We start from the raw sequence: 13,023 nt of genomic DNA, 5'->3' as shown, positions 1-13,023 counted from the left end.
ATGAGGGTTTTAGCTTATTTTTTTTGTCCATTTGTGGTATAATATTGACTATGAATTATCATGATTTTATATGGGATCTTGGTGGGACGCTATTGGATAATTACGAAACGTCCACAAATGCCTTTGTAGCGACATTGAAGGACTTTCACATCCAAGCCGATCATGATTCTGTTTATGCAGCATTAAAAATCTCAACACAGGATGCAATTCAAACCTTTGCCCCTCATATTTCCAATTTTCGTACGGAATACAAGAAAAAAGAAGCCTTGGGCTTGCAAGAGCCGGTCTTATTTGAGGGAGCAAAAGAGTTACTAGAAGAGATCCAAGCACATGGAGGACGCCATTTTTTGGTATCTCATCGGGATCGCCAAGTTTTGACCCTTATTGAACAGACAGGCATTGCACCCTACTTTACGGAGATTGTAACAGCAGACGAGGGCTTTCCTCGAAAACCAGACCCAGCCTCTATGCTTTATTTGAAGGAAAAATATGGCATTCAAGACGGTCTGGTCATCGGAGATCGTCCGATCGATATTGAAGCTGGGAAGGCTGCAGGGCTTTCAACCTATTTATTTGATACCATGCCCCACTTACACCAGTTTATATTTGAATAGAAAAGGGAAATTATGACAGAGGATAAACAGCAAGAAATTCAAGCGCAAGAATATGATGCCAGTCAGATTCAGGTCTTGGAAGGACTAGAAGCAGTTCGGATGCGTCCGGGGATGTATATTGGATCTACCTCAAAAGAAGGTCTTCATCATCTGGTCTGGGAAATCGTGGATAACTCGATTGACGAAGCCTTAGCTGGTTTTGCTAGCCATATTGAAGTTTTCATTGAAGCAGATAATTCTATCACGGTTGTCGATGATGGTCGGGGAATTCCAGTGGATATCCAAGAAAAGACGGGTCGACCTGCCGTTGAAACTGTCTTTACCGTGCTTCACGCGGGAGGAAAATTTGGCGGAGGCGGCTACAAGGTTTCTGGTGGTCTTCACGGGGTAGGGTCATCAGTTGTGAATGCCCTCTCCACATCCCTCGATGTTCGCGTCTATAAAAATGGCAGTATCCATTACCAAGAGTATCGACGTGGACACGTTGTGGATGATTTGAAAGTCATCGGGGAGACTGATCGGACAGGGACAACCGTCCACTTTATTCCAGACCCAGAAATCTTCACGGAAACCACCGAGTATGATTTTGACAAATTAAATAAACGGATTCAAGAATTAGCCTTTTTGAATCGTGGCTTGCGTATTTCTTTGACGGATAAGCGAGAAGGCTTAGAGCAAGAAAAGCATTACCACTACGAAGGTGGGATCTCTAGTTACGTTGAATACATCAATGAAAACAAAGATGTCATCTTTGAAAAACCCATCTATACAGATGGGGAAATGGATGATATTACCGTTGAAGTAGCTATGCAATATACCACAGGCTACCATGAGACGGTCATGAGTTTTGCGAATAACATTCATACCCATGAAGGTGGAACGCATGAACAGGGCTTCCGTACAGCTCTCACTCGTGTGATCAATGATTATGCTAAGAAAAATAAACTCTTAAAAGAAAACGAAGACAATCTAACTGGGGAAGATGTTCGAGAAGGCTTAACAGCAGTGATCTCGGTTAAACATCCAAATCCACAGTTTGAAGGACAAACCAAGACCAAACTTGGAAATTCAGAAGTTGTTAAGATTACCAATCGACTCTTTAGTGATGCCTTTTCTGATTTCCTTTTGGAAAATCCGCAAATTGCTAAGAAAATCGTCGAAAAAGGGATTTTAGCAGCGAAAGCTCGCGTGGCTGCTAAGCGAGCGCGTGAGGTAACCCGTAAGAAATCAGGGCTTGAGATTTCCAACCTACCTGGTAAATTGGCAGATTGTTCTTCAAATAATCCACAAGAAACAGAACTCTTTATCGTCGAAGGGGATTCAGCCGGAGGATCTGCAAAATCTGGTCGAAATCGGGAATTCCAAGCGATTCTCCCAATCCGTGGTAAGATCTTGAACGTTGAAAAAGCAAGTATGGACAAAATTCTAGCCAATGAAGAGATCCGTAGTTTATTTACTGCTATGGGAACTGGATTTGGTGCCGAATTTGATGTTACAAAAGCGCGTTATCAAAAATTAGTGATCATGACCGATGCCGATGTCGATGGCGCTCATATCCGAACCCTTCTATTGACCTTGATCTATCGCTATATGAAACCAGTCTTGGAAGCGGGATATGTTTACATCGCGCAACCACCAATCTATGGGGTCAAAGTCGGTAGTGAAATCAAAGAATATATCCAACCTGGTGCCAACCAAGAAGCTGAATTAGCTGCAGCTTTGGAACGTTATTCAGAAGGTCGCTCAAAACCAACCATCCAACGCTATAAAGGGCTTGGAGAAATGGATGATCACCAATTATGGGAAACAACCATGAATCCAGAACACCGCTTGATGGCACGAGTATCAGTAGACGATGCTGCGGAAGCAGATAAGATCTTTGATATGTTGATGGGGGACCGTGTGGAACCACGTCGTGAATTTATCGAAGAAAACGCTGAATATAGTACACTCGATGTATAAAATTCACCGAACGCTTCCCATTAATGGATATTTTATGGTATAATTACTAGGATTACGTTCAAGTAATACGATGAAGGAGTTTTTATATGTCTAGTGGACTAATTGTTCTCATCTTTATTGTCGCCCTTATCTTGATTGTAGGATATGTGGTTGCAGTCATTTTGAGAAAACGAAATGAAGCCTTACTGGCAGCACTGGAAGAACGAAAAGAAAAGTTATACAACCTTCCGGTCAACGATGAAGTAGAGGCCGTAAAAAACATGCATTTGATTGGTCAGAGTCAAGTTGCATTTCGTGAATGGAATCAAAAATGGGTAGATTTATCCTTAAATTCATTTGCTGATATTGAAAACAATCTGTTTGAAGCGGAAGGCTATAATAATTCTTTCCGTTTCATGAAGGCTAAACAAGCCATTGACAATATCGAAAGTCAGATCCAATTGATCGACGAAGATATCAAGGCGATTCGCAAAGCCCTTTCTGATCTGGAAGAGCAGGAACAAAAGAATAGCGGTCGTGTGGTTCATGCCTTGGATATGTTTGAAGAACTTCAAAAAGAAGTCACTTCAGACCCAGATCGTTATGGCAGTGCGCTTCCTGAAATTGAAAAACAAATTGGAAATATTCAATCTGAGTTCTCACAATTTGTAACCTTGAATTCTTCAGGTGACCCTGTTGAAGCGGCTGAAATCCTTGATACAGCTGAAAATCATATTGTAGCCTTAAAACAAATTGTTGAGCGAGTGCCAGAAATTGTCACTGCCCTTCAAGCAAAACTTCCAGACCAATTAGAGGATTTGGAAAGTGGCTACCGCAAGCTTTTGGAATCTGGTTACCACTTCACTGAAACAGATATTGAATCTCGTTTCCAACAGTTGCATGCTTCCTTGAAGAACAATATGGCAAATGTATCTGCCCTTGAATTGGACAATGCCATTTACGAAAATGAACAAATTCAAGAAGAAATCGATGCTTTGTATCACATCTTTACCCGTGAAATTGAATCACAAAAAGTTGTGAAGAAGTTAGTGAAACAACTGCCTGGCTATTTGAAACATGCTAAAGATAACAATAGTAAGCTTGCGGCAGAAGTGGAACGTCTCGGTAAAACATTCGTCTTGAATGAAAGCTTCAGCCAACAGTTAAAAGAGTTGGAAGCTGAGCTATCTTCACAAGAAAATGTGGTAGAAGATGCCTTGAAAGATTCATCTGAAACACAAAAGGCCTATTCTATCGTAGAAGAAGAGTTAGAAGCTATCGAAGCTCGCTTGAAAGAAATCGAAGATGAGCAAATTGGCTTAAGTGATTCCCTTTCAAAAATTGAAAAAGACGATGCCAATGCTCGCCAAAAAGTCAACATCTATGCCAACCGTTTGCATGCCATTAAACGCTATATGGACAAACGGAACTTGCCAGGAATTCCTCAAGAATTCTTAGAAATTTTCTTCACTGCAAGTAACAATACAGAAGCTTTGATGGATGAGTTGGAAGGGGATAAAATCAACATCGAATCAACCAATCGTTTGTTGGAAATCTTGACCAATGATATGAATGAATTGGAAGAAGCGGCGTATCGAATTGTTCAAAATGCGACATTAACAGAACAATTGTTGCAATACTCGAACCGTTACCGTTCATTTGATGATCATGTACAGGCAGCCTTTGATGAGTCCCTTTATATTTTCGAAAGAGAATATGACTATGCGGCTTCCTTCAAAGTCATCTCAGATGCTTTGGAAATGGTAGAAGCAGGCGTAACCGATCGCTTTGTTACTTCCTATGAAAAAACCCGCGAGCAAATTCGCTTTTAATAACAGAAAAATGACCTTTTAGGAGGTCATTTTTTTATCTTCAAATCATCATTGAAACTTGAAATTTAAACCCTATTTTTGTATAGTAAGGGAGAAATAAGAAAGGAAAGCGATGAAAGAAGTAACAGGTCTTCTCGTTATGGATGTAGATGGAACCTTGATCCGACAGGAAGGGATTGATCTACTAGCTCAAGAAGCTGGCGTGGGAGAAAAAGTAGCAGAGATTACAGCCCAAGCAATGAATGGGGAGCTGGATTTTGCAGCATCTTTAGAGGCGCGTGTTGCTTTATTGAAGGGATTGGAGACCTCTATCTTTCCGAAAATTTTGGAGCAGATGGAAGTCACGCCGGGTGCTGAAACATTAATCACGGAACTACATCAAAGAGGTTACAAGGTTGGTCTTGTTTCCGGGGGATTTCATGAAGTCATCGACCCTATTGCGAGGTCTTTAGGAATTGATCTAGTCCTAGCAAATCGTTTAGAGGCTTCTGATGGCCGTTTGACAGGGAAAGTCCTCGGTGGGATAATCACACCTGAAAGGAAAAAAGAGTCTCTCCTGACGTGGGCGAAAGAAAATCATGTCCCACGAAGTCAGACGATTGCGATGGGTGATGGTGCCAATGACCTTCCGATGATTGAAACAGCCGGTATTGGGATTGCCTTTATGGCAAAGCCAATCGTCGCTGAGCGAGCCCCATATTGTATCGAGAAGAGGGATTTAAGCCTTGTTCTTGAAATTCTAGACCAGCATAGAAAGGAAACAGCATGCATATCCTACTAGCACCGGATTCATTTAAAGAATCCTTATCTGCCAAACAAGTAGCAGAAGCCTTGAAAAAAGGATTTCAAGAGGCTCTACCAGATGCAACTTTTGATCTCCTTCCTATTGGGGATGGTGGCGAAGGCACCATGGAAACCCTAGCTGGAGTTCTGGATGTAACGGAGTACCAAACTCAAGTAACCGGACCATTTGGACAGCCTGTTTCAATGTCTTACTACCAAAAAGATGAGATGGCTTTTTTTGAGATGGCTTCACTTGTTGGTTTAGGCTCCATTCCAGCTGAAAAACGAAATCCTCTTGAACTGGAAACGCGAGGAATTGGTGAACTTATTTTGCAATTGGTTGACCAAGGGGTTAAAACGATCTGTGTAGGAATTGGTGGTTCTGCAACGAATGATGGTGGGATTGGGATGGCTGCTGGACTTGGGGTAGCCTTCTATGATGATCAAGGCCATCTGCTTCGTCCTGTCGGGGCTTCGCTCGGTCGTGTGGCTAGAATAGATACCAGTGCGGTTCCAAAAGCTTTACAAGACATCGAGCTCCAAGTCTTAACGGATGTAACCAATCCTCTCTGTGGCAGTCAAGGAGCGACCTATATCTTTGGTGGGCAAAAGGGATTGAATCCCCTTCTGTTTCCAGCTGTTGATCAGGCTATGCAGGATTTTTACCAGCTAGCTGATGCACGAATTTTGTCTATGCCTAGCGCCGGAGCTGGAGGTGGCATGGCTGCTGGCTTGGTCGCTTTTGCGGGAGGACAGATTTCCTCAGGAATTGAAAAAAGTCTCGATTTGATTGACTTTAATCACAAAGTACAAAAAGCTGATCTGGTCGTTGTTGGGGAAGGTAGGATGGATCTCCAATCCCTTTCTGGGAAGGCACCTGTCGGGGTGGCCAAACGAACACCAGAGAAGATCCCAGTGATAGCTATTTGTGGTAGCTTAGCGGAGGATTTGCCTGCTTTTCCTAGTCATCACATTGAAGCTGCCTTCTCTATCGTACCTGGTCCTTGTGAGGTAGCAGATGCACTGGCTCATGCTGAAAGGAATCTGATTTCCTGCGCTCGAAATATTGGGAACCTTTTGAAAATAAAAGCAAACTAAAAAACCAATGGAAAGGAGATGTTCCCTTCCATTGGTTTTTCTTTAGCTAAAGAGACGTTTCCAGAATGATTTCTTTTCTGGACCGGCAGTCTCTTCTTTCTTTTCAAATAAATTTGGATACTGGAGATTCATGTCTGTTGGTGAAATTCCAGATGGGTGGTCAGTATGGATGATGAGACCAAAGGGGGAATGACGACAGTCATCCGAAACGATGCTTGCCACAAGTCCAAGTTCCTTGGTTTTTTTCAAATATTGTAGCTGGCTGTTTTCATCTAAAGCTGGGGAGATCTTGACCAAAACAGGATGAAAGCGATCTGAAATATCAGTGAGGATTGTCGAATACTGCTCCAGGTACATCTTGTCCCTTGCCTCCTCCAAGGTGCATGAAGCAATCACCCGCTCCTCATATGTCTCCAAAAATCGACGCTGCTCATCCGGATTGAATCGAGTAGGACCAGCAGCTTTTTCTAAAATTGTTTTATTAATATCTGTCATAAGCTTAGTATAGCATAAAGCGTAGCAGAAGAATAGAAGAATGCGAAAAAATTAAATAAGGAGGGAAATAGAAGAAAAAAAGAAAGTGGAACCGTTTTCTTGTTAAAAACTTCTCAATTTTCGTAGATTTCCTTGTTTTTTCTTGAAAAAATAGCCTAATTACGATATGATAGAGGAGTAAAAAATATAACTCAATAAGGAGAGTAAGAAATGTCAATTATTACTGATGTTTACGCTCGCGAAGTCCTAGACTCACGCGGTAACCCAACACTTGAAGTAGAAGTATATACTGAATCAGGTGCTCATGGACGTGGTATGGTTCCATCAGGAGCTTCTACTGGTGAACACGAAGCAGTTGAACTTCGTGACGGTGACAAATCTCGTTACGGTGGTCTTGGAACTCAAAAGGCTGTTGACAACGTAAACAAAATTATTGCTGAAGCAATCATCGGCTACGATGTACGTGACCAACAAGCTATTGACCGTGCAATGATCGCCCTTGACGGTACTCCTAACAAAGGTAAATTGGGAGCAAACGCAATCCTTGGTGTGTCTATCGCTGTAGCTCGTGCTGCTGCTGACTACCTTGAAATCCCACTTTACAGCTACCTTGGTGGATTCAACACTAAAGTTCTTCCAACTCCAATGATGAACATCATCAATGGTGGATCTCACTCAGATGCTCCAATCGCTTTCCAAGAATTCATGATCGTACCTGCTGGTGCACCTACATTCAAAGAAGCTCTTCGTTGGGGTGCTGAAATCTTCCACGCACTTAAGAAAATCCTTAAAGGTCGTGGTCTTGAAACAGCCGTTGGTGACGAAGGTGGATTTGCTCCTCGTTTCGACGGAACTGAAGATGGTGTAGAAACTATCATCGCTGCTATCGAAGCTGCTGGTTATGTTCCAGGTAAAGACGTATTTATCGGATTTGACTGTGCATCATCAGAATTCTACGATAAAGAACGCAAAGTTTACGATTACACTAAATTCGAAGGTGAAGGAGCTGCTGTCCGCACTGCTGCTGAACAAATCGACTACCTTGAAGAATTGGTAAACAAATACCCAATCATCACTATCGAAGATGGTATGGACGAAAACGACTGGGACGGTTGGAAAGCTCTTACTGAACGTCTTGGTGGTAAAGTTCAATTGGTTGGTGACGACTTCTTCGTAACAAACACTGACTACCTTTCACGTGGTATCGAAGAAAAATGTGCTAACTCTATCCTTATCAAAGTTAACCAAATTGGTACTCTTACTGAAACATTCGATGCTATCGAAATGGCGAAAGAAGCTGGTTACACTGCCGTTGTATCACACCGTTCAGGTGAAACTGAAGATTCAACAATCGCTGACATCGCAGTTGCAACAAACGCAGGACAAATCAAGACTGGTTCACTTTCACGTACAGACCGTATCGCTAAATACAACCAATTGCTTCGTATCGAAGATCAACTTGGTGAAGTAGCTGAATACCGTGGATTGAAATCATTCTACAACTTGAAAAAATAATCTAGTTTACTAGACTAGAAAGATCCTTGAGTTTTCTCAAGGATCTTTTTTTGCGATTGGGGTAAACAAAAACTCCTCAACTAAAGCGTTGAGGAGTAGTTCTATTAGAACAAGCCTTTGATTTTGTCCAAGGCACCGCTGACCATTTCATTTCCAGATACAAGCCCTTTGGCTTGTTCAAGGTAGTCACCGAGGTTGTCTTTGTTGTCATCAACAAATTTCTTTGCAGCGTCGAAATCTTTCTTTTCGATCATTTCTTTCACTTGGTTAAATAAGTCCAATGGATTCATGTTAGGGTCTCCTAAAATATAAGTTGTGAAGTCAGGCTCACGCCTTTTTCTCATCTATTTAATCATTTTTTTAGAGGTTTGACAACTAAAACGACTTAATGAAAAACCGTACAAACGGCCTCTGGAACATAGAAGTCGTCGGATAGAAGGGTCAATTTTCCGCTAGCAGAATCTCGTTTGAAGACGGTGGCATTAGGTGAATCTTGATGGGCTGCGATCAAATAGTTTTGATCAGGACTAAGTGTGAAATCACGTGGATTGAGCCCTTGAGTTGGAACAATTTCAATCAGTTCTAGGCTACCATCAGCCACAACTTTGAAGACAGCGATGGAATTGTGAGCACGGTTAGATGCATAGAGGAATTTTCCATCAGCTGAGAGCTTGATCGCAGAAGCCCATTTTTGACCATCGTAGTCTGATGGAAGTGTAGAAACAGTTTGGAAGTGTTCGAATTCACCCATACCGTCATAAAAGAGTACATCGATCGTAGCATTTAATTCATTGATGAGATAAGCAGTCTTATAGTGAGGATGAAAGACCAGGTGACGAGGTCCTGCCCCTGGAGCTGTTTGATACTGATTGATCAGGGTTAGGTTTCCTTCCTCACTGACATCATAGACATGCAAACTGTCGGTTCCTAGGTCACACGTGATCAGGTACTGATCTGGTGTAAGGTCTGCATAGTGGGTATGTGGACTTGCTTGATTGGCATGAGGACCACTTCCTTGGTGGGTATCTTGATCGACAAAGGACAAACGCCCATCTGCCTCTAGCTTATATACGAGAACTTGGCCTTTGTGATAGTTGGCTCCATAGACCAGTTGACGCTTGTCATCGACAGAGACATAGCAGAGTGGTGCTCCCTCTTCAACGACGTGATTGAGCGGCTGAAAATCAGCTGTAAAGCTTGCGATTCCTCCTTTTCCCTCTTCAGCTCCGACACTGTAGAGGTTGCCTTTTTCAGAAAAAGCGATATAGGTTGGATTGGGTTCAGCTGCCACTAGTTCAAGTTGGCTCAATGCCCCTGTTTCAGGGTCAAATTGTGCCTTGTAAATTCCTTTGGATTCTTTTTTGGTATAGGTACCGAAATAAATGGTTTGAGACATAGGTCACCTCGTATGATTTGTTAGGTTTATTATATCAAAGGTCCTATTGGAAGGCAATTGCTAGTTAAAAAGGCGAGGGCCTTTCTTTCTTATTTTGCTAGTTTTTTCGTAACTTCAAGCTCAAAAAATGCTAAAATAGAAACAGATTGAAATGAAAAGGAGTTCTCTGTGGATAATAAAGAAAAACAGTTTAGTTTGTCCTGGTTTTTTAGATGGTTTTTAGACAACAAGGCTATTACCGTATTTTTAGTTACCTTGCTGTTGGGCTTGAACCTTTTGGTTTTGAGTAAAATCACCTTTATTTTTATTCCTATTTTTGAGTTTGCAGGAGCAGTCATGCTGCCTGTTATTATCTCTGGTTTGCTCTATTACCTGCTTAACCCTATTGTTGACTTTCTTGAAAGAAAAGGACTCAAGCGGATTTTTGCGATTTCCTTAGTCTTTTTCTTGATTGCAGTGCTTTTAATTTGGGGTCTAGCTGTAGTGATTCCATCCGTCCAACGACAAGTGGTGAGTTTCTTTCATAACTTGCCAACTTATTTGGAAAAGGCCAATGCAACCATCGATGATTTTCTAGATAATCGCGTCTCTTCTGATATCAAACCTCAGTTAGATGAGATCACCAAGGAACTGTCTGCAAACATTACTTCTTGGGCGAGTTCGATCTCCGGGCGGGCTGTCAATTGGGTCAGCAACTTGATCGGGGTGGCTTCGCAAGTCATTGTTGCCTTGATTATCATGCCTTTTATTGTCTTTTATCTTCTTCGAGATGGAAAAAATTTAAAGGGCCACATTGTTCGCTTCTTACCGACTAAGATTCGTAAATCGGCTGAGCAAGTTCTCTCAGATGTCAATACCCAACTCTCCAACTACGTTCGAGGGCAAATTACGGTAGCCATTGTCGTCGCCATTATGTTCATCATCTTCTTTAAGATCATTGGCTTGCGCTATGCGGTGACACTTGGGATCTCTGCGGGGATCTTGAATTTGATCCCTTACTTGGGTAGTTTCTTAGCCATGTTACCTGCCTTAGTATTGGGCTTGGTAGCAGGACCAGAGATGTTTATCAAGGTCTTGATTGTATTTGCAGTGGAGCAAACCATTGAAGGACGTTTCGTATCACCTTTGGTTTTGGGAAGTCAGTTAAATATCCATCCGATTACCATTTTATTTGTGCTCTTGACGTCAGGATCTATGTTTGGAATCTGGGGAGTTTTCCTTGGTATTCCGGTCTATGCGTCTGCTAAGGTCGTTATCGGAGCTATCTTTGAATGGTATAAGGTCGTTAGTGGCTTGTATGAAGAACACAATGAAATAGAAGAGGAAACACAGAGTGAGTCATAGTCAACAAATGGTAGAGGCTCTTGATCAGCAAGAGCTAGAAGAAGCAGAAGTTCAATTTCAAAAGGCCTTGTTAGAAGATAGTAAAGCGCAATTATTGGATTTGGGTCAATATCTTGAAAGTATCGGTTTTTACCCTCAGGCAAAAGAGGTTTATGAACAGATTGCAGAAACCTATCCAGAAGTATATCTGAGTTTGGCAACCATCCTTGCAGAGGAAGGGCAAACGGAAGAGGCCTTTGCATATTTAGAAGAAATTGGCCCTGAGTCTAACTGGTATGTAGCCAGTCTCTTGGTTAAGGCGGATCTCTATCAGATGGAAGGCCTAGCAGATGTGGCGCGTGAAAAATTAGTTGAAGCTGCTCATTTGTCTGATGATCCCATCATTCAATTAGGGCTAGCTGAAATTGATCTGGAATTGGAACGCTACCAAGAGGCTATCCAAGAGTATGCCCAGTTAGACAATCGGGAGATTTTGGAAGCAACAGGAATTTCCACCTATCAACGAATTGGGTTTGCCTATGCCAATCTTGGTAAGTTTGAAGCAGCTGTTCCTTTCTTAGAGAAGGCTCTGGAGATTGAGTTTGATGACCAGATTGCTTACGAATTAGCGACCTTATTGTCTGACCAAGAAGAATTCCAAAAAGCCCTGATCTACTACAAACAAATTGATACCTTGTCGCCTGATTTTGAGGGCTATGAGTATGGTTATGCTTTAGCTTTACAGGCTGAAAATGACCGTGAAAAAGCGCTTGAGATTGCTAAACAAGGGATCCAGAAGAATCCATTTGATGCCCAATTGAAGCTCCTTGCTTCTCAGCTTTCTTATGAACTCCACCAACCTGAGCAAGCAGAAGCTTATCTATTAGAGGCTAAAGAAGTGGCAGATGATATAGAAGAGATTGCTCTTCGCCTGACCACCCTTTATTTGGAACAGGAACGCTTTGACCAAGTCTTGGATTGGCAAAATGAAGAAGTCGAAACGGTTGTCACCCGTTGGAACATTGCCCGTGCTTTGGCTGCCTTGGAGAAAACAGAAGAGGCCGTCTCAGCCTACCAAGAGCTCTATGAGGATTTAAAGGACAACCCAGAATTCCTCGAAGCCTATGTTTATTTGTTGCGTGAGGCTGGAGATGTGACGAAGGCGCGTGAAGTGGCTAATCAGTATTTGGCGATCGTACCAGACGATGTGCAGATGCAAACCCTCTATGATAGCCTCTAATCAAAACCATATCGTGAAGATTCGGAATAGTTTGTGGTATACTGGTAGAAGATAGAATGAGGAGAGAAAAACATGGAACCAGTGAAACTTTTTCAATACAATACCTTAGGTGCCCTAATGGCGGGTCTGTACGGGGGGTCATTTACGATAGGAGAACTCTTAGAACATGGGAACCTCGGAATTGGGACGCTGGATTCTATTGATGGAGAGTTGATCGTATTAGATGGTAAGGCATATCAGGCCAAGGGATCTGGCGACCATCCTGAAATTGTTGAAGTTTCTCCGGATGCCAAGGTTCCTTATGCAGCAGTCGTTCCTCACCAAGCAGAAGTGATTTTCCGCCAACGTTTTGAAATGACAGACGAGGAATTGGAAGCTCGTATTGAGTCTTATTATGATGGGGAAAATCTTTTCCGCTCCATTAAGATTCGTGGTGACTTTGCCAAGATGCATGTCCGTATGATTCCAAAATCAACACCAGAGATGAAGTTTGCAGAGGTTGCAACCCATCAGCCAGAGTATACACGAGAAAATGTCACTGGAACCATCGTCGGTTTTTGGACACCAGAAATTTTCCATGGCGTGAGCGTGGCTGGTTATCATTTGCACTTTATCTCAGATGACCACACCTTTGGTGGCCATGTCATGGATTTTGTCATCACAGAAGGGATTGTAGAGGTGGGAGCTATCGATCAGCTGGATCAACGTTTCCCAGTTCAAGACCGTCAGTACCTCTTTGCCAAATTCAATGTTGATGAGGTCAAAGAAGACATCAATAAAGCAGAA

At 42.3% G+C, this 13,023-nt stretch carries 12 protein-coding genes; 9 read left to right on the top strand and 3 right to left on the bottom strand.

The genetic code is table 11. From position 1 onward, the window contains the following. Positions 1-50: 50 nt before the first annotated feature. From O3629_RS00060 to O3629_RS00040, 5 genes are all read left to right on the top strand, one after another. Entirely contained in the window at positions 51-614 is a 564-nt protein-coding gene (locus tag O3629_RS00060; RefSeq protein WP_049507692.1) for an HAD-IA family hydrolase, read from the top strand. Positions 615-626: 12 nt separating this feature from the next. Beyond that, positions 627-2,576 carry a DNA topoisomerase (ATP-hydrolyzing) subunit B gene (gene gyrB / locus O3629_RS00055; RefSeq protein ID WP_070665399.1) on the top strand — a complete coding sequence of 650 codons (1,950 nt, stop codon included), beginning with the start codon at positions 627-629 and terminating at the stop codon, positions 2,574-2,576. A gap of 86 nt (positions 2,577-2,662) precedes the next feature. Beyond that, a complete protein-coding gene (gene ezrA, locus O3629_RS00050; RefSeq protein WP_023918629.1) occupies positions 2,663-4,387 on the top strand; it encodes a septation ring formation regulator EzrA in 1,725 nt (574 codons plus the stop codon). 112 nt (positions 4,388-4,499) lie between these two features. Beyond that, complete coding sequence (gene serB / locus O3629_RS00045) at positions 4,500-5,168, top strand: phosphoserine phosphatase SerB (protein WP_371608528.1); 669 nt, start codon at positions 4,500-4,502, stop codon at positions 5,166-5,168. After that, positions 5,153-6,268: a glycerate kinase gene (locus tag O3629_RS00040; RefSeq protein ID WP_070665397.1), complete on the top strand. Its 1,116-nt coding sequence runs from the start codon at positions 5,153-5,155 to the stop codon at positions 6,266-6,268. The genes serB and O3629_RS00040 overlap by 16 nt, the downstream gene beginning before the upstream one ends. 42 nt (positions 6,269-6,310) lie before the next feature. Here the strand turns inward: O3629_RS00040 and O3629_RS00035 are convergent, their stop codons facing one another. Beyond that, positions 6,311-6,763 (bottom strand): DUF1694 domain-containing protein, encoded by a 453-nt coding sequence (locus tag O3629_RS00035; RefSeq protein ID WP_371608527.1) that lies wholly within the window; start codon positions 6,761-6,763, stop codon positions 6,311-6,313. 210 nt (positions 6,764-6,973) lie between these two features. Between O3629_RS00035 and eno the strand changes: the two genes are divergently transcribed. Next, positions 6,974-8,278: a surface-displayed alpha-enolase gene (eno, locus tag O3629_RS00030; protein ID WP_371608526.1), complete on the top strand. Its 1,305-nt coding sequence runs from the start codon at positions 6,974-6,976 to the stop codon at positions 8,276-8,278. 104 nt (positions 8,279-8,382) lie between these two features. Here eno and O3629_RS00025 read toward each other — a convergent pair whose 3' ends face one another. After that, a complete protein-coding gene (locus O3629_RS00025) occupies positions 8,383-8,568 on the bottom strand; it encodes a hypothetical protein (protein ID WP_003002861.1) in 186 nt (61 codons plus the stop codon). Positions 8,569-8,663: 95 nt separating this feature from the next. Further along, positions 8,664-9,674 (bottom strand): lactonase family protein, encoded by a 1,011-nt coding sequence (locus O3629_RS00020; RefSeq protein ID WP_371608525.1) that lies wholly within the window; start codon positions 9,672-9,674, stop codon positions 8,664-8,666. A 168-nt stretch (positions 9,675-9,842) separates the two neighbouring features. On the opposite strand from O3629_RS00020, the gene O3629_RS00015 reads away from it, so the two are divergent. The 3 genes from O3629_RS00015 to budA all read left to right on the top strand — a co-directional run. Next, complete coding sequence (locus O3629_RS00015) at positions 9,843-11,018, top strand: AI-2E family transporter (protein ID WP_371608524.1); 1,176 nt, start codon at positions 9,843-9,845, stop codon at positions 11,016-11,018. After that, positions 11,008-12,237 carry a tetratricopeptide repeat protein gene (locus O3629_RS00010; RefSeq protein WP_371608523.1) on the top strand — a complete coding sequence of 410 codons (1,230 nt, stop codon included), beginning with the start codon at positions 11,008-11,010 and terminating at the stop codon, positions 12,235-12,237. Before O3629_RS00015 ends, O3629_RS00010 begins: the two co-directional genes overlap by 11 nt. A 72-nt stretch (positions 12,238-12,309) precedes the next feature. Continuing rightward, on the top strand, positions 12,310-13,023 hold a 714-nt coding region (budA, locus tag O3629_RS00005), incomplete at its 3' end, for an acetolactate decarboxylase (protein WP_371608522.1).

It is taken from the genome of Streptococcus sp. 27098_8_12 (assembly GCF_041432115.1).
GTDB lineage: Bacteria > Bacillota > Bacilli > Lactobacillales > Streptococcaceae > Streptococcus > Streptococcus parasanguinis_V.
This window is presented reverse-complemented; position numbering and strand designations above follow the sequence as displayed.